Source organism: Amycolatopsis sp. NPDC058986, from assembly GCF_042741125.1.
GTDB lineage: Bacteria > Actinomycetota > Actinomycetes > Mycobacteriales > Pseudonocardiaceae > Amycolatopsis.
The window spans coordinates 38,859-55,530 of sequence record NZ_JBHYJW010000028.1 but is presented as its reverse complement, the minus strand read 5'-3'; the positions used below and the strand labels follow the sequence as shown (position 1 = coordinate 55,530).

Sequence of the window (16,672 nt, the reverse complement as noted above, 5' to 3'; positions counted from 1 at the left end):
GAACACGAGAGAGGGACAGTGCATGAGCGAGCAGACCGCCCACGAGGTGATCGCCGGGGTCCGTGAGCTGCTCCCGGTCCTGCGGGAGCGGGCGCAGGAAGCCGAGGACGCGCGCCGCGTGCCCGAGGAGTCGGTCAAAGCCTTGCAGGAGACCGGATTCTTCAAGCTGTTGCAGCCGAAGCGGTACGGCGGCGTCGAGGCCGACCCGGTGAGCTTCTACACCGCGGTGAAGCTGATCGCGAGCGCGTGCGGGTCCACCGGATGGGTCGCTTCGATCCTCGGTGTGCACCCGTGGCACGTCGCCTTGTTCGACGGGAAGGCGCAGGAAGACGTCTGGGGCGCCGACACGGACGTCCGGATCTCGTCCTCCTACGCGCCGATGGGCAAGGCGACCGTGGTGGACGGCGGCTACCGGCTCACCGGCCGCTGGAGCTTCTCCTCCGGCTGCGACCACTGCACGTGGGTACTGCTCGGCGGGCCCGCCTTCGCCGATGGCAAGCCGGTCGACTTCTGCACCTACCTGCTGCCGATCTCGGACTACTCCATTGTGGACGTCTGGGACACGGTCGGCCTGCGGGGCACGGGTTCCAACGACATCGTCGTGGAGGACGTCTTCATCCCGCAGCACCGCGCGCTGAGTTTCATGGCGACGTCGAAGTGCAAGACGCCCGGGCAGGACGTCAATCCGGGACCGTTGTACAAGCTTCCGTACGGTTCGGTGCATCCGAGCACCATCACCGCGCCGATCATCGGGATGGCCCAGGGCGCCTACGACGCGCACGTCGAGCACCAGGGCAAGCGAGTGCGGGCGGCGTACGCCGGTGAACAGTCCAAAGAGGACCCCTTCGCCAAAGTGCGGATCGCCGAGGCGGGCAGTGAGATCGACGCCGCTTGGCTCCAGCTGACGCACAACATCGACGAGCTGTACCAGCTCGCCTGTCGTGGCGAGAAGCTCCCGTTCAGCACGCGGCTGCGCGTGCGCCGGGACCAGGTCCGCGGCACCGAGCGCGCCATCTCGGCGATCGACCGCCTCTTCGAGAACTCCGGTGGGCGGGCGTTGCAGGCAGGTACGCCGATCCAGCGATTCTGGCGCGACGCGCACGCGGGTCGTGTGCACGCGGCCAACGACGCCGAGCGCGCGTACGTCATGTTCGGCACCGGCGCCTTCGGGCTGCCCGTCGAGAATGCGATGGTGTGATGGAGGGCAAGTACGTCGAGACCCCGGGCGGGCTGAAGCTGCACTACCACGAGGCCGGGGCGGAGCATCCGGAGACGGTGATCTTCTTGCACGGCGGCGGCCCCGGCGCGTCGGCATGGAGCAACTTCGGCCGCAACCTCCCGGTGTTCGCCAAATCGTACCGGGTGCTCGCCGTCGACCAGCCCGGGTTCGGGCGGTCCGACAAACCCACCGAGCATCCGCAGTACTTCCGGCACAGTGCCGACGCCGTCACCGGGCTGATGGACGCGCTCGGCATCGAACGGGCGCATTTCGTCGGCAACTCGCTCGGCGGCGGCGCCGCGGTGCGGCTCGCGCTGAGCCATCCGAAGCGTGCAGGGCGGCTCGTGCTGATGGGGCCGGGCGGGCTGAGCGTCAACGTGTTCGCACCCGACCCGACCGAGGGAGTCAAGAACCTCTCGCGGTTCGGTGGTGCTCCTACGCGCGAGAACCTCGAGGCGTTCCTGCGGATCATGGTGCACGACCAGGCGCTCATCACCGACGAGCTGGTCGACGAACGGCTCGCCGCCGCGAGCACCCCGGAGTCGCTGGCCGCGATGCGGGCGATGGGCAAGTCGTTCATGCTGCCGGACTCCTATGAGGAGGGCATGCTCTGGCGGGACGCGCATCGGCTGCGGCAGCGGGTCCTGCTGATCTGGGGCCGTGAGGACCGGGTCAACCCGCTCGACGGCGCGCTGCTCGCGCTCAAGACGATCCCGCGCGCGCAGCTGCACGTCTTCGGCGGTTGCGGGCACTGGGCGCAGCTGGAGAAGTTCGACGAGTTCAACCGGCTCGCCCTCGACTTCCTGGGGAGTGCGTGATGGGTATCCGTTCACTGGGCTATCTCCGCATCGAGGCCACGGACATGGCCGCGTGGCGGGAATACGGGCTCAAGGTACTCGGCATGGTCGAAGGCAGCGGCACCGATCCGGACGCCCTGTATTTGCGGATGGACGACTTCCCGGCGCGATTGGTCGTCTTCCCCGGCGAGAAGGACCGGCTCGCGCAGGCGGGCTGGGAGGTGGCGAACGCGGGCGAGCTGGACGAGATCCGTGACCGGTTGGACGCGCATTCGGTGCCCTACAAGGAAGGAACCCCCGAACAGCTCGCCGACCGACGGGTCGACGGCCTGGTGTCCTTTGTGGATCCTTCGGGTAATGAGCTGGAGGTCTTCCACGGCGTCGCGTTGCAGCATCGGCGGGTCGTCAGCCCGTACGGGCATCGCTTCGTGACGGGGGAGCAGGGGCTCGGGCATGTCGTCCTTTCCACTCACGATGACGACGCCGCGCTGCACTTCTACCGCGACGTCCTGGGCTTCCGGTTGCGTGACTCGATGAGGCTGCCTCCACAGCTGGTCGGCCGTCCCGCCGATGGCGCGCCGGCGTGGCTGCGCTTCTTCGGCTGCAACCCACGGCACCACTCGCTGGCGTTTCTGCCGATGCCGACCCCGAGCGGGATCGTTCACCTCATGGTCGAAGTCGAGAACACCGACGATGTCGGGCTGTGTCTGGACCGTGCGATCCGTCGTAAGGTGCCGATGTCGGCGACCCTCGGGCGGCACGTCAATGACTTGATGCTCTCATTCTACATGAAGACCCCTGGCGGCTTCGACGTGGAGTTCGGCTGCGAGGGTCGTCAAGTCGACGACGAAAGCTGGATCGCCCGCGAAAGCACCGCGGTTTCGTTGTGGGGCCATGACTTCTCGGTCGGTGCCAGGCCGCCGGGGTCGTCATGACCGCCGTGAGCGAGATCGACGCGGCGCGGTTCCGATCGGTGCTGGGGCACTTCTGCACGGGTGTCACCGTGATCACCGGTCACGACGGGACCGCGCCGGTCGGGTTCGCCTGTCAGTCGTTCGCGGCGTTGTCCCTGGAACCGCCGCTGGTGTTGTTCTGCCCCGCGAAGACGTCCCGTACGTGGCCGGTGCTGGAATCGGCCGGGGTTTTCGCGGTCAACGTGCTGGCCGAGGAACAACAGGAGATCAGCGCCGTCTTCGGTGCCCGCGGCACCGACAAGTTCGCCGCGGCGCCCTGGACACCGGCACCGTCCGGTGCTCCCTTGCTGAACGGTGCCCTGACCTGGATCGACTGTGCGCTGGAAGCGGTGCACACGGCAGGCGACCACTACGTCGTCATCGGCCGTGTCACCGCGCTCGGCGACGTCTCCGATGCCCGTCCGCTGCTGTTCCACCGGGGCCGCTACACGGTCACCGAACCGGTACCCGACGCTCTGGCGGCTCTCATGCCTTGGCCTCGTCCGGACGACTGGCTCTGAGTTCCGGGTGGTCCCGGCGTGTTCCTTGTCCCCGTGCGCCGACGCCGACGACTCGCTCAAGGGCTCAGCGGCGTCACTTCAGCTCATCCTTTTCGCTCTGTTAAGCAGAAAAACCCGGAATCGGGTGCACTTTTGGCCGAGAAAAATTCGACATTTCGCTTTCCGGATAACGGTTTGCGGTGAACCTGGTCCTTTATGGACAGTGATTCCAGAGCGATTCATCATTTCGTGTGATGTTTCGCACGCATGTTCGGCCGTACCGTGGAGCGCGTGACCAGTTCAACCGTTCCCCCGTCCTCGCTCGACACCGCTGGTGCCGATGCGGCTTTGTCCGAAGCGTGTGCTCTGGAGAAGGAGATCTCCCGGGTGCGGGCGCGTCAGATGCGTGCCCTTGACCGCTATTCCCGCTGTGTCGGTTCGCGAAGATCCGCCACAGCGGAGCTGGCTCTCGTCGCGTCGATGACCTCCTACCAGGCTGAGAAGAAGCTCGCCCTGGCCGAGGCCTTGGTGCGAAGGTTGCCGTGCACCCTGGCGGCGATGGAGCGCGGTGAGATCGACGAGCTCAAGGCCGCCAAGATCGCCGAACCGACGTCCGTGCTGTCCGACGAGCTGGCGCGGCGGGTGGACGAGATCATCGTGCAGCGGGTCGCGGGGAAGAACTCCAGCACGCTACGGCGGGCGGTGAACTGGGTCGTCATGAGTGTGGACCCGGAGGGGTACGCGGGGCGTTCGAAGGCGCGGCGGCGGACCCGGCAGATACGGCTGCATCACGACGACGAGACCATGAGCACCCTCACCGCGAAGCTGCCGGGCGAGCAGGCCGGCGCCATTTACGCCTCGGTCGACCGTGCCGCGAGGAAGGCGCGGCGCCTGCCTGGGGAGACGCGCACCACCGAACAGCTGCGGGCCGATGTGTTCGCCGATCGACTGCTTGCCGCCCGCCACGGTGACGCAGGCGTCCGTGCGGACATCCACGTCTACGTCGACCTGCTCACCCTCGCCGGGTTGAACAAGAAGCCCGCCGAGCTGGCGGGGTATGGGCCGATCCCCGCATGGCTGGCGCGTCAGATCGCCACCGATCCCAACTCCACCTGGACCCGGTTGATCACCGATCCCGACACCGGCCAGTTGCTGTCGGTCGGGCGCCGGAAGTACCGGCCCCCGGCGAATCTCGACGGCTTCATCCGGGTTCGCGACCGGGAATGCGGAACCCCGGGGTGTCACCGTCCGGCTCAGTTCGCCGACATCGACCACGTCGACGATTGGCACGCCAAGAATGGCGAGACCAGTGTCGACAACCTGGGTGGACGGTGCGGCTTCCATCACAAGGTCAAGGACGAACCCGGATGGCAGCATATCCCGCACAAGGACGGGAGTTACACCATCATCACCCCCACGGGACGTCGCTTCACCCACGGCCCAGAACCACTTCACGAACCCCGCAGGCCCAAAGGCCCGGAGGTGCACAGCGCTGACCGATCACGTCGAAACCGGAAAAACGGAAAACGGAAAAATTCAGAAAATGGACGCCCTGTCGCGACTCGCTCGGCAACCCTAACGTCTCGGGAAAAGCTGGAAAACAGCCCAGTACGCCCGACGACAGGGAGCGAGCAAAGTGAAGGTACAACTGCGCAGAGGGGCCGGAGCGAGTCTCGCGGCCGCCGTCATCGCCACGCTCGCCGGCGTCATCCCGGCGCAGGCGGCGGAAGGTGCCATCGTCGGCGCCGGGGAAGCGGGGGCCATTCAGGACAGTTACATCGTGGTTCTCAAGAACGGGGCGACAGCGAACAAGGCCGGTGAACTGGCCGGCCGGTTCGGCGGGCAGATCGGAAAGGTGTTCTCCCAGGCAATCGATGGTTTTTCGGTGAAGGTCGACGCCCGGCACGCCCGGCAGATCGCGGCCGACCCCGCGGTGAAATTTGTCGAGCAGAACAAGACCGTGCGTGCCGAGGAGGCCCAGCAGAACCCGCCGTCCTGGGGGCTTGACCGAATCGACCAGCGCAAACTACCGCTGGACAACAAGTACACCTATTCCACCACAGCCTCGAACGTGAACGTATACGTCCTCGACACCGGGATCCGTGCCACGCATCAGACGTTCGGCGGGCGTGTCCATACAGGCTACGACTTCGTTGACAACGACACGAACGCCGACGACGGCTATGGCCATGGTACGCACGTGGCCGGCACGATCGCCGGATCGCAGTACGGCGTGGCGAAGGGAGCGCAACTCTACCCGGTACGCGTACTTGACTCGAACGGAAGCGGCACACTCGACAACGTGATCGCAGGCGTCAATTGGATCACCACGAACGCCAAGAAGCCCGCGGTCGCCAACGCGAGTCTCGGGGGCGGCGTGTCGACGGCATTGGATACCGCCGTGCGCAACTCGGTCAAATCCGGTGTCACTTGGACGATCGCGGCCGGGAATTCGAACACCAACGCTGCTAACAGCTCGCCCGCACGAGTGAAGGAAGCCATTACGGTCGCGGCGGCGGACAAGACCGACACCCGGGCTTCGTTCTCCAACTACGGTTCGGTGGTCGACCTGTTCGCTCCTGGCGTCGGCATCACCTCCGCCTGGAACACGAACGACACCGCTACCTACACTGGCAACGGGACGTCGTTCGCCGCGCCCCACGCTGCCGGCGCGGCGGTTCTCTACCTCTCGTCCCACGTGAACGCTACCGCCGCTCAAGTCGAGCAGGCGTTGGTCGCCGCGGCGACGCCGAACCTCGTGAAGAACCCCGGGGCGGGAACCCCGAACCGCACGCTGTACATCGGACCCTGACCACCTGCCTGTGAGCGGGGTGTGCTCCGGCCGGACCAGGGCGCACCCCGTTTCACCATTCCCAGCGGACACCGATACGGCCGGTGACGTCGAATGCCACATGATGCGCGGACCCGGTCGCGTTCGGGACCAGCTCGGCGAACTGTGTGACGTTCTCCCCGGACGGCGACTGCGACCGCACACAGCGCAGTGGCGTCCGCGTGGGGGCGAAGCTCAAATCGAGGAGGTAGTTCTTCGTGGTGACGGGAAACCGCCGGGCGAACCCGTCACCGGAGAGCCGCGAACGCCGTGGCGGGTAGACGATCCGGTAGTCCATGATGATCGTCTCACCGTGACGCAGCGGCGAGTCGAACAGCAGCTCCGCGCTGAGCACGCCTTCGCGCCGGTCGACACCGATCCGCCCGGTCGCGCAGTGACGGCTGGCGACGACGTTGGGCACGTGTCCCGGATCGATGTCCCAGTGCAGGGGCCAGCGATCCGGCCCGTTCCGTTCCGCTCGCAGCACCTGCCGGACGAAGACCGCCTCGAGTCCGCCCAGCGCGCCGACCTCGGCGCGATCCTGCACGCTCAGCGGGATGAGCCCGTCGGCAGGGAACGACGGGGCGGGCCGTGCGTAGCGGCCGCGGGGACGCGGTGGCCCCAGCAGTGAGCGCAGCGACCTCGGCGGGACCGCCAGTACCTGCTCCAGTTCGACCAGGGCGCGCAGGGACTCCGGCCGTTCCGGCCGGCGCCTGCCCGACTGCCAATGGCTCAGTGTCGGCACACTGATCGAGATGCCCCGCATCCGGAGCCGGTACTGGATCCGGTCCAGCGACAGCCCGCTGGCGGTGATGGCGGCGCGCAGGGCCAGCGGGAACTCACCGGACGTCTCTTCGGCGACACTTGTCATCGGTACTCCTCGTCGCGAGTTCATCGATCGGGGTAGTTCGAGTACTCAGCGACGGAAACAACACGGACGCGTTACCGGGAAGCGCCTCTTTCGTGTGAGTGACTGACGAGGTGACATGCACCGAACGTAAGCAACGGTGTGTGGAGTGTCAACGTTGCCCGGATCGTGAATCCCCTCGGATGGGGGAGCCCGCCTCGTGCAGGTGCCGCAGTGCCTGCCGGTAGGAGTCGATCAGCCCGGTCTGGGTGTAGGGGATGCCCACCTCGGCGCAGTACGCCTCGACGATCGGCTGTGCCCGTCGCAGGTGCGGGGACGGCATGCTCGGGAACAGGTGGTGTTCGACCTGGTAGTTGAGTCCGCCCAGCGCGACGTCGACGAACCGGCCGCCGCGCACGTTGCGCGACGTCAGCACCTGTTTGCGCAGGAAGTCGAGTTCGGGTTTCCCGGTCAGTGTGGGCATGCCCTTGTGGTTCGGCGCGAAGATGGATCCCATGTAGACGCCCCACAGTCCTTGGTGGACGGCGAAGAACGCCAGTGCCTGCACCGGCGTCAGGACTACCAGCAATGCGCTGAGGTAGACCGCGAAGTGTGTGAACAGCAGTGCGGCTTCCAGCCCTCGCCGCTTCAGTCCCGGTTGCCGGACAGCGCGGATCCCGGACCAGTGCAGGTTCAGACCCTCCAGCGTGAGCAGCGGGAAGAAAAGGAAAGCCTGGTAACGGCCGATGAACCGGGGTAGTCCTCGGCTCGCCCGCGCCTGGTCCTTCGACCACACGAGGATGTCCGGGTCGACGTCGGGATCCAGGTCCTCGTGGTTCGGGTTCGCGTGGTGGCGGGTGTGCTTGTCCATCCACCAGCCGTAGCTCATCCCGATGCCGAGATTGCCCGCGATCCGCCCGGCGATCTCGCTCGGCCGCCGGGTGCGGAACACCTGGCGGTGCGCAAGGTCGTGGGAAAGCAGTGCGATCTGGCCGAACATCACCGCCTGGAACACGGCGATCGCGAGCTGCCACCACGATTCGCCGATCAGCGCGAACGCGACCCAGCCCGCAATGAACAGTGTGGTCACCAGCGCGATGCGGGCGGTGTAGTAGCCGGGACGGCGAACGAGCAGCCCAGCTTCGCTGATGCGCCGGGAGAGCCGGGCGAAATCGCTGCCCGAGCTCGGGGGCGCGGGATGCACGAGATTGTCTGTGGTCACGCCCCGAGTCTTTCGACCGGCGTGATCACGGAGAATCCTGTGCGCACCAGGTTTCGTACGGGGGCAGGCCCCACCTGGGCAGCTCAGCGGATGGCCGCCGCCAGTTCCCGTGCTTCCACGTTGACGCCGTTCAACTGCACCACGGGTTCGGCGCCGTGAAGCAGCGCGCGGCGGTACCTCGCGGTCAGCGCCACCGATTCGCCTGGCCAGAGGGTGACGTAGTCGTCGCTCCAGATCGCCGGTGCGACTTCGCCGCCGTCGGCGGTCACTGTGGCGCGGAGGAAGAACGCGACCTTGTCGCCGGTGTTGGTCAGGGTGACGGTCGTGGTGACGTCGTCGCCGCGGGCCTCGCTGCCGGCGTTCACGGACACGGTGCCGGGGGCGAGCAGGCGCAGACCACTGAGGTCGGCATACGCGGTCTGGGGGCTCAGCCGCCACTCGTCGGCCTGGTAGTTCACTTCGTCCGGCTTGGTCGAAAGCCAGTAGACGTTGCGATCGACGACGTTTCCCTGTGCGTCACGCAGCAGGAGCCGGACGAAATAGGTGGTGGAAACACCGTCCGGGACGGGCACGGTGTCCAGAGTGGACGCCGCGTTTCCCTTGGCGGTCACCGAGTTCGTGGTGTGATCGTAGCGCTGGGTGCCGTCGAGATCGAAAACCGTGGTCTGGACGGACAACGGTCCGGCGTCCCGCAGTCCGGTGTTCACCAGCGCCACGGCGGAGTTGTCGTAGCGGTACTGCACATGCAGCGGCCGTAGCGCGGTCCGGGCGCCGAAGTACCCGCCGGAAGGTGCCATCGAGTAGTCGTACAGATGCCAGAAAAGCGACGGCCAGGCGTTGTTCAGCAGCCAGTAGATCGTCCCCGTCGCCGGTCTGTCCGTTGTGGACTGTTCGGCGCCGTATGCCTCGAACTGGGCCCGGTTGACCTCGTAGTTGGCCAGCTGTGACTTCTCGGCGAAATCCGCCAGATCGGCGGGCTTCCCGTAGCGGCGTTCCAGCGCGGTGGAATATTCGGCCAGCCGGTCGAAGTTCGACGACCAGGAAAGGTGGAACTGCGGTTTGTCACCGTGTTGCCAGAGATCCGCCAGTTCCCGCGGCGAAAGGATCTTCTCCAGGCTGCGCAGGTCCGGGATGGCAGGGCCTGGCCCGTGCTCCGCCTCGAAACCGAACGCGCCGCCCTTCTGCTTCCCGTACCAGTAGGACGGCGGCACCCACCAATAGGGGCCGAGGCCCTTGTTCCCGGACGGGCCCAGCCGCGGGCTGGTGCGCCAGCCGATGGACGAGATGATCGGCGCCTGCCAGTCCGACGCGGCGAGCCCGTCGAGATACTCCTTCTCGACCTCCGGAGCGGGGGCCGTGTCACTGCCCACGTAGAACCCCAGGATGCTCGGGTGGTTGCGCAGCCGGTGCCCTTCGGTGACCGCGGAGGCCTTGGCGACCGCGTGGTCGGCCGGGGACCACTTGGCGTAGGCCTGCCATTTCGTGCAGCACTCCCAGCCGGGGAGCAGCATGATGCCCAGCCGGTCGGCGAGCTGGTAGAACTCGTCGTTCTCGCCCTTGCCCTCCAGCCGGATCGTGTTCAGGCCGAGATCGCGGATGTAGGAGAACTCGTCCTCGAGCCGCCTGGCGTCGTAGCGCAGGAACAGGTCGGGCGCCCAGCCCGCCCCGCGTACGAGGAACGGCTTGCCGTTGACGGTGTAGTACCGGTCCCCGGCGTCGTTCAGCCGGGACTGGACGTCGCGGACACCGAAGTCCGTGGTGGCCCGATCGGACGGGGTGCCGTCCGCGGACGCCGCCATCGTCAGGCGGTACATCGGCTGGCCGCCCATCTGGGCGGGCCACCAGACCCGGGGGTGATCGAGGTGGACCGGCTCGAAGGTCACCGTCACGCTCTCGTGCGGTGTGAGGGTGACGTTCTTCTCGAAGGAGAACGAGTCGATCCTCCCGCCGGCCTTCGTCACGACGGTCTGATCGGTGTTGTTCGTCAGATCCGCCTTGACCGTCAGCTCGGCCGAGCCCAGGTCCGGCAGTGCCAGCCGGGTGACCACCCGTGGATCGCGCAGGGACACCGCCCCGGTCTCGACGAACCGGACGTCACGCCAGACACCCATGCTGTTGTCCGGCGGCGGCTGGCTCCAGTCGAGGAAACCGATCGACAGGTCCGGACAGGGGTCCGTCTCGGGGTCGAGGCACAGCGAGGACGGGAACACCTTGATGGCCAGCGCGTTGACGCCGGGCCGCACCAACCCGGACACGTCGAAGCGGTGGGCCGGATACGCTCCCGCGACCACGTCCGGCCCGGCGATCATGGTGCCGTTGAACCACACCTCGGCCTTGGGGATCACGCCGCCCGGCAGGTCCACGAAGGTGTGCGTCTCCGGTTTCGGGCCGGCGGTGATCGTCGTCCGATACCACCACGGCACGGTGAAGTCCTGGGGATTCACCTTGTCCCGCAGGCTCGCCGAATAGTTCAGATCCGGGTACTCGCCCGCCGCGACGAGCCCGCCGAGGACGGTCGAGCGCGCGGGCACCGAGGTCCACGCCCCGTCGTCGTAAGACGGCGAAGAAAGCGCCGCACCGTCCTGACCGGCCTGCCCGCTCGACTGTAACCGCCAGCCGGTGACGGTCCGTGTCTGGCCTGCCCCGGCGGCGGCCGGGAATTCCGGCACCCCGTCCCGCGGCGGAGCCGAACTCACCACGAAGTACGAGAGGAGCAGGACCGCGACCAGCCACGGGATCCGATACGCCGTTCGGGCTCTCCACTTCGACACGCTCGTCGCCCCCACCCCACCCGCTGAAACGCAGTGTGCAGACTCTAGCGCAGGAACCTCAGCTGACCGGGCGAACGTGCGGCAGGTGCCGGTGCGGCGCGCCGAAGAGCTGCGCCGTGGCGTGGGCGCGTTTGAAGTACCGGTGGGCTGGATGTTCCCAGGTCGCGGCGATCCCGCCGTGCAGCTGGATCATTTCGGCGGCGACCGTGCTCAGCGCCTCCGAGCAGTGCACCTTCGCGACCGCGGCGAGCCGGGACGACTCCGGCGCCGCGTAGGCCGCCGAACGCGCAGTCTCCACCAGGACGTGCAGATCGGCCATCCGGTGCTTGAGTGCCTGGAAGCCCCCGATCGGGCGACCGAACTGGCGGCGCTGCCCGGCGTACTCCACGGTCAGCTCCAGCGCTCGCGCCGCGGCACCGGCCTGTTCTGCGGCGAGCACCGCGCAGGCGACATCGCGGATCTGTGCCGGATCGACGGGCCCGAGCGGACGTGCCATGGCGTGGTCGAAGGTGATGGTGGCGAGCGCGCGGGTCTCGTCCATCGCGGGCACGGCCACGCGGTGCACCCGATCCTGCCGAGTGTCCACTTCGTACAGAACGGGGCCGGTCCCGGTGTCGGCGATGGCCAGGAGGACCGGCGCGTTCGCGCCGTCGAGAACGTAGTGCGCAGTTCCGTCCACTGTGGATTCATCGCCACGGCACGCGAACTGGGTGGTCGACCAGTCACCGTGTTCGTCGGTCCACGCCAGGGCGCCGACGGTGCCTTCGGCGAGCTGGGGGAGGAGCCGTGTGCAAGCGGCTTCGTCGCCGCACGCCAGCAGGGCGTGCACGGCGAGTACCGCGGAGCCGAGGAAGGGCACGTCCGCGAGGACACGTCCCAGCTCCTCGGCGACGATTTGGACGTCGGTGGTTTCCGCGCCGAGTCCGCCGAACCGTTCGGGGACCGCGAGGGCGGCGACGCCGATGTGCTCGCACAGCGCGGGCCACGGGCTCGCCTCCCGCGCCAGCAGCTTCCGGACTCCCGCGCGGAGTTCGTCCTGTTCCGGGGTAAAGGTCATCGGGCCACCGTCTCCAGTACACGCCGCCGGTGGATTTCCGCCGTCCCCCAGGCGGAAGCCAGCGCGCGGACGCGGGTGAGCCGCAGGCCGAGCGGGTGTTCGGCGGTGTAGCCGATCGCGCCGTGCACCTGCAGGCCCGTGCGGGCGGCCAGCAACGCGGCGTCGCCGCACGCGACCTTCGCCGCCGAGACGTCTTCCGGTGCCATCGTGACCGCCGCGCCGTACAGCAGGGGCCTGGCGAGTTCGAGCGCGGTGACCACGTCGGCCAGCAAATGCTTGACCGCCTGGTACTGGCCGATTTCCCGGCCGTACTGACGGCGTTGCCCCGCGTAGGTCACCGACGCGTCCAGGAGCCAGCGGCCCGCGCCGAGCAACTGGGCCGCCGTCGCCAGCACGCCGAGTTCGAAGGCACGCCCGGCGTCCTGGGCTGGACCGAGATCGGCGTCGGGGGTACCGGGGGACAAGCGCCGGGAACCGTCCAGAGAGGACAGCGTGTCGCCGGGAGTGAACGAGCGGAGCCGGGACCCGTCGACGGCGATCCGGACGTCCGCGACGTCGGCGTCCAGCGCGTAGGGGACGTGCGGGGCGAAGATGACCGACGCGAGTGTCTCGCCGGTGGCGAGCTTGGCGAGCCGGTCGTCACCGAGCAGGGCCGGCGCGACAGCCACCGTGTCGGTCCACGGCCCGGGAACGCAGTACTCGCCGAGTGCTTCGCAGGCGACGACGAGATCGGCCACTTCCGCCGCCAGCCCGCCGAAAGGCTCCGGGACGGCCAGTGCGGTGACGCCGAGATCGGCGAGGCGGCGCCAGATCTTCAAGCCGGGAGCCGGATCCCCCGCGGCCCACGCCCGGTTCGCGGCGTCGGTGTCCAGTGTGGACAGAAGGTCGCCGAGACTGGTGGCGAAGCTGGCTTGCTCGGCCGACAGCGCGAACTTCATCGCTTCTCCTTAGGCAGGCCCAGCAGACGTTCGGCGACGATCGTGCGCTGGATCTGGTCGGTGCCGCCGTAGATCGGGCCGGCCAGGGAGAACAGCCAGCCGTCCGTCCACGGCCCGCGCAGTTCCGCGGCCGGGCCGAGCACGTCCAGCGCGGTCTCCTGCAGCGCGACGTCGAGATGGGACCAGAACAGCTTGTTGACGCTCGACTCCGGGCCGAGCTCGGCGCCTTCGGCGAGCCGGGTGAGCGTGCCGAAGGTATAGAGCTGGTAGGCCCGCGCGCCGATCCAGGCGTCCGCGACCCGCTCGGCCGTCGCGTCGGGACGGTCCGCGCGGGACCACAAGTCGACAAGCCGATCCGCGGCGGCGAGGAACCGGCCGGGGCTGCGCAGCGAAAGGCCGCGTTCGTTGTTCGCGGTCGTCATCGCGACCCGCCAGCCCTCGCCGGGGGCGCCGATCACGTCCTCGTCGGGGACGAACACGTCGTCGAAGAAGATCTCCGCGAAACCCGGCTCCCCGTCCAGCTGCGGGATGGGGCGGACAGTCACGCCCTCGGCACGCAGATCGGCCATCAGGTAGGTGAGGCCGCGGTGGCGCACGGCGTCCGGATCGCTGCGGAACAGCCCGAACGCGCGATCGGCGAACGCGGCGCGGGAACTCCATGTCTTCTGGCCGTTCAGCACCCAGCCACCGTCCACACGGGACGCGGTGCTGCGCAGCGCGGCGATGTCGCTGCCCGCCTCCGGCTCCGACCACGCCTGTGCCCAGACCTCCTCCGCACGCGCCATCTTCGGCAGGATCCGGCGCAGCTGCTCCTCGGTACCGTGGGAGAACAGCGTGGGCGCGAGCATGAAGATGCCGTTCTGGTTGACCCGGCCCGGCGCGCCCGCCGCGTAGTACTCCTCCTCGAACAGCACCCACTCCAGCAGGCTCGCGTCGCGACCGCCGAGATCACGCGGCCACGAGACGACCGACCAGCGCGCGTCCGCGAGCTGTGCCTCCCACTCCCGGTGCCGGGCGAACCCCTCCACGCTGTCGAACGACGGCAACGGCTCGGCCGGCACGTGCTCGGCCAGCCACGCGCGGGCCTCGTCACGGAAGGCGCGGGCCGGCGCGTCGAGTTCGAGATCCATCAGGCCCCCCGTCCGGCGTCACGCATGGAACGGGCGTCCTGCCCGCCGAGCGAGTCACCGCCCGACAGCTCGGCGTTGTGGGCGTGCGCGAAGTGGTGCAACCCGAACACCGAGTCCATTCCGGACCGCAGGCCCATCAGGTCTTCGGCCTGGTTGACCGCCTTCTTCGCCAGCGCGAGCCCGAACCGCGGCATCTCGGCGATCTTCTCCGCCAGGGCAAGGGTTTCGGCCTCCAGCTCGGCCCGGGGCACGACCCGGTTGAGCATGCCCCATTCCTTCGCCTGCGCGGCGGTGAACCGCTCGCCGGTGAACAGCACTTCCTTGGCCGCCCGCGGCCCGAGTACCCAGGGATGGGCGAAGTACTCGACGCCGGGAATGCCCATGCGTACCACGGGATCGGCGAAGAACGCGTCGTCGGAGGCGACGATGAGGTCGCACACCCACGCCAGCATGAGCGCCCCGGCGATGCACGCGCCCTGCACGCTCGCGATCGTCGGCTTGGGGATTTCCCGCCAGCGGCGGCACATTCCCAGGTACACTTCGGACTCCCGGGCGAACCGCTGGTCACCTCCCTCGGCGCCGACGTGGTCCCACCACAGCACGGCCTTGCGTTCGAAGGAGACGTCCGCGTCGCGGCCGGGTGAGCCGATGTCGTGGCCCGCCGAGAAATGCTTTCCCGCGCCCGCCAGCACGATCACCTTGACCTCGGTGTCGTCCACGGCACGGGTGAACGCGGCGTCGAGCGCGTAGGTCATCGCGGAGTTCTGCGCGTTGCGGTACTCCGGCCGGTTCATGGTCACCAGCGCGACCGGGCCGCGCCGTTCGTAGCGCACCACCTCATCCATCGGACTCCTCCCGCAGAACTCGCTTCAGTACCTTCCCCGACGGATTCCGCGGCAGCTCGGCGCGGAAGTGCACGAAACGGGGAACCTTGTAGTTGGCCAGGTTTTCCTTGCAGTACGCGATGACGTCCTCTGTGGACAGTGTGTGGCCGCGGCGGAGGACGACGTGTGCCTTGCCGACCTCGCCGAGCCGGTGGTCCGGGACGCCGATGACGGCCGATTCGGCGACGCCGTCCAGCCGGGCCAGCGTCTGTTCCACCTCGGCGGGGTAGACGTTGAAGCCGCCGCAGGTGTACATGTCCTTGAGCCGGTCGGTGATCCGCAAATTGCCCCGCGCGTCCTGCTCGCCGACATCGCCGGTGTGCAGCCATCCGTCCGCGTCGATCGCATCCGCCGTCGCCTCCGGATCGTCGAGGTAACCCAGCATCACGTTCGGGCCGCGCAAAAGGATTTCGTCGCGTTCCCCGAGCTTCACCTCGAAATCCGCGGTGGCCCGGCCCGCTGTCCTGGCGACCACCTCGGCCGGGTCTTCGGGACGGCACATCGTGGCCACCACGGCCTCGGTGAGCCCATACGCGGTGAGCACGGTGTCGAAACCCAGTTCGGCGCGCATCCGCTCGACGAGGGTCACGGGCACGATCGCGGCGCCCGTGACCGCGAGCCGGAGAGTGGACAGATCGTGGTTCGCGCGGTCCGGCGCGTCCAGCAGGACCTGGTAGATCGTCGGCGCGCCCGGGAGGACGGTGATCCGCTCGGTCTCGATCAGCCGCAGCGTTTCGGCGACGTCGAAAGTGCGTTGCGGCACGAGCGCCGCCCCGGTCAGCAGCGAGACGACGATTCCGGCCTTGTACCCGAAACTGTGGAAGAACGGGTTGATCACCAGATAACGGTCGTCCGCGGTCACGCGCCCGCACTCCGCCCAGGCCCGCGCGACGCCGAGGACCTGCCGGTGGCTGCTCATCGCGCCCTTGCTGCGGCCGGTGGTGCCCGAGGTGAACAGGATGTCGCTGACGTCGTCCGGCCCTGCCGGGCTGGTGAAATCCTCGCCGTATGCCGCCAGCGCGTCCCATTCGGTGACGCCGTTCAGTCCCTCCTCGACGCCTTCCACCGGGACGCGTAGCACGGTCGGCGGCAGCGCCCCGCCGAGCGCCGCGAGCCTGTCCACGCCGAGGAACCGGCCGGTCACGACGAGCGCGGACACCTTGGCGCGGGTGAGGATGTCGGTGGTCTCCGGCGCGGTGAACCGGGTGCTGATCGGCACGAGGGTCGCTCCGGCGTACAACGCGCCGAGCCCCGCGACGACCCAGTGCCACGTGTTGGGGGAGCAGACCGCGACTTGGTCACCCGGCCGGATTCCCCGGTCGTGGAAGAAAACCGCGCAGCGCCGCACGTGCCGCCGGAGCTCGCGGAAGGTCAGCCGGACGTCGCCGTCGACGACCGCTTCGTGCTCGGCGAAGCGGTCCGCGGCGGCGTCGAGCGCCGCCGGGATGGTCGGCTCCCGCATCGAGACCTCCCTAACAAGTGCTTGGTAGGGTAGCCTACGCAGGAGTCCCCGATTTGGCCAGC

General features: G+C 68.3%; 14 protein-coding genes. 6 read left to right on the top strand and 8 right to left on the bottom strand.

Annotated elements, in window-relative coordinates:
• Window positions 1-22 precede the first annotated feature (22 nt).
• The 6 genes from hsaA to ACFW0G_RS24165 all read left to right on the top strand — a co-directional run bounded on the left by hsaA (window position 23) and on the right by ACFW0G_RS24165 (window position 6,281).
• On the top strand, window positions 23-1,198 hold the full coding sequence (gene hsaA, locus ACFW0G_RS24190; protein ID WP_378327644.1) for a 3-hydroxy-9,10-secoandrosta-1,3,5(10)-triene-9,17-dione monooxygenase oxygenase subunit: 1,176 nt from the start codon (window positions 23-25) through the stop codon (window positions 1,196-1,198).
• Window positions 1,198-2,037 carry a 4,5:9,10-diseco-3-hydroxy-5,9,17-trioxoandrosta-1(10),2-diene-4-oate hydrolase gene (hsaD, locus tag ACFW0G_RS24185; protein WP_378327701.1) on the top strand — a complete coding sequence of 280 codons (840 nt, stop codon included), beginning with the start codon at window positions 1,198-1,200 and terminating at the stop codon, window positions 2,035-2,037. Before hsaA ends, hsaD begins: the two co-directional genes overlap by 1 nt.
• Complete coding sequence (hsaC, locus tag ACFW0G_RS24180; protein WP_378327643.1) at window positions 2,037-2,951, top strand: iron-dependent extradiol dioxygenase HsaC; 915 nt, start codon at window positions 2,037-2,039, stop codon at window positions 2,949-2,951. Before hsaD ends, hsaC begins: the two co-directional genes overlap by 1 nt.
• Window positions 2,948-3,490, top strand: a complete 543-nt coding sequence (hsaB, locus tag ACFW0G_RS24175) for a 3-hydroxy-9,10-secoandrosta-1,3,5(10)-triene-9,17-dione monooxygenase reductase subunit (RefSeq protein WP_378327642.1) — start codon at window positions 2,948-2,950, stop codon at window positions 3,488-3,490. The genes hsaC and hsaB overlap by 4 nt, the downstream gene beginning before the upstream one ends.
• Before the next feature lie 270 nt (window positions 3,491-3,760).
• Window positions 3,761-5,290 carry a DUF222 domain-containing protein gene (locus ACFW0G_RS24170; RefSeq protein WP_378327641.1) on the top strand — a complete coding sequence of 510 codons (1,530 nt, stop codon included), beginning with the start codon at window positions 3,761-3,763 and terminating at the stop codon, window positions 5,288-5,290.
• The gene (locus ACFW0G_RS24165; protein WP_378327700.1) at window positions 5,178-6,281 is read left to right on the top strand and encodes a S8 family peptidase; all 1,104 of its coding nucleotides are present in this window, start codon (window positions 5,178-5,180) and stop codon (window positions 6,279-6,281) included. Before ACFW0G_RS24170 ends, ACFW0G_RS24165 begins: the two co-directional genes overlap by 113 nt.
• A 52-nt stretch (window positions 6,282-6,333) precedes the next feature.
• Here ACFW0G_RS24165 and ACFW0G_RS24160 read toward each other — a convergent pair whose 3' ends face one another.
• The 8 genes from ACFW0G_RS24160 to ACFW0G_RS24125 form a co-directional block, all read right to left on the bottom strand.
• Window positions 6,334-7,170 carry a helix-turn-helix domain-containing protein gene (locus tag ACFW0G_RS24160; protein WP_378327640.1) on the bottom strand — a complete coding sequence of 279 codons (837 nt, stop codon included), beginning with the start codon at window positions 7,168-7,170 and terminating at the stop codon, window positions 6,334-6,336.
• 148 nt (window positions 7,171-7,318) lie between these two features.
• Window positions 7,319-8,368, bottom strand: coding sequence for a fatty acid desaturase family protein (locus ACFW0G_RS24155; RefSeq protein WP_378327639.1), 1,050 nt, complete (start codon window positions 8,366-8,368; stop codon window positions 7,319-7,321).
• Between the two features lie 83 nt (window positions 8,369-8,451).
• Entirely contained in the window at window positions 8,452-11,139 is a 2,688-nt protein-coding gene (locus ACFW0G_RS24150; RefSeq protein WP_378327638.1) for an exo-beta-D-glucosaminidase, read from the bottom strand.
• A gap of 58 nt (window positions 11,140-11,197) precedes the next feature.
• Window positions 11,198-12,196 carry an acyl-CoA dehydrogenase family protein gene (locus ACFW0G_RS24145; RefSeq protein ID WP_378327637.1) on the bottom strand — a complete coding sequence of 333 codons (999 nt, stop codon included), beginning with the start codon at window positions 12,194-12,196 and terminating at the stop codon, window positions 11,198-11,200.
• A complete protein-coding gene (locus ACFW0G_RS24140; protein WP_378327636.1) occupies window positions 12,193-13,134 on the bottom strand; it encodes an acyl-CoA dehydrogenase family protein in 942 nt (313 codons plus the stop codon). Before ACFW0G_RS24140 ends, ACFW0G_RS24145 begins: the two co-directional genes overlap by 4 nt.
• Window positions 13,131-14,264 (bottom strand): acyl-CoA dehydrogenase family protein, encoded by a 1,134-nt coding sequence (locus tag ACFW0G_RS24135; RefSeq protein ID WP_378327635.1) that lies wholly within the window; start codon window positions 14,262-14,264, stop codon window positions 13,131-13,133. The genes ACFW0G_RS24140 and ACFW0G_RS24135 overlap by 4 nt, the downstream gene beginning before the upstream one ends.
• Entirely contained in the window at window positions 14,264-15,109 is an 846-nt protein-coding gene (locus tag ACFW0G_RS24130; RefSeq protein ID WP_378327634.1) for an enoyl-CoA hydratase, read from the bottom strand. Before ACFW0G_RS24130 ends, ACFW0G_RS24135 begins: the two co-directional genes overlap by 1 nt.
• Window positions 15,102-16,610 carry a FadD3 family acyl-CoA ligase gene (locus tag ACFW0G_RS24125; RefSeq protein ID WP_378327633.1) on the bottom strand — a complete coding sequence of 503 codons (1,509 nt, stop codon included), beginning with the start codon at window positions 16,608-16,610 and terminating at the stop codon, window positions 15,102-15,104. The genes ACFW0G_RS24130 and ACFW0G_RS24125 overlap by 8 nt, the downstream gene beginning before the upstream one ends.
• Window positions 16,611-16,672 lie beyond the last annotated feature (62 nt).

Coding starts and splice junctions, on each gene's coding strand:
- hsaA (WP_378327644.1), top strand. CDS start 23: ATGAGCGAGCAGACCGCCCACGAGGTGATCGCCGGGGTCCGTGAGCTG.
- hsaD (WP_378327701.1), top strand. CDS start 1,198: ATGGAGGGCAAGTACGTCGAGACCCCGGGCGGGCTGAAGCTGCACTAC.
- hsaC (WP_378327643.1), top strand. CDS start 2,037: ATGGGTATCCGTTCACTGGGCTATCTCCGCATCGAGGCCACGGACATG.
- hsaB (WP_378327642.1), top strand. CDS start 2,948: ATGACCGCCGTGAGCGAGATCGACGCGGCGCGGTTCCGATCGGTGCTG.
- ACFW0G_RS24160 (WP_378327640.1), bottom strand. CDS start 7,170: ATGACAAGTGTCGCCGAAGAGACGTCCGGTGAGTTCCCGCTGGCCCTG.
- ACFW0G_RS24145 (WP_378327637.1), bottom strand. CDS start 12,196: ATGACCTTTACCCCGGAACAGGACGAACTCCGCGCGGGAGTCCGGAAG.
- ACFW0G_RS24140 (WP_378327636.1), bottom strand. CDS start 13,134: ATGAAGTTCGCGCTGTCGGCCGAGCAAGCCAGCTTCGCCACCAGTCTC.
- ACFW0G_RS24135 (WP_378327635.1), bottom strand. CDS start 14,264: ATGGATCTCGAACTCGACGCGCCGGCCCGCGCCTTCCGTGACGAGGCC.
- ACFW0G_RS24130 (WP_378327634.1), bottom strand. CDS start 15,109: ATGGATGAGGTGGTGCGCTACGAACGGCGCGGCCCGGTCGCGCTGGTG.
- ACFW0G_RS24125 (WP_378327633.1), bottom strand. CDS start 16,610: ATGCGGGAGCCGACCATCCCGGCGGCGCTCGACGCCGCCGCGGACCGC.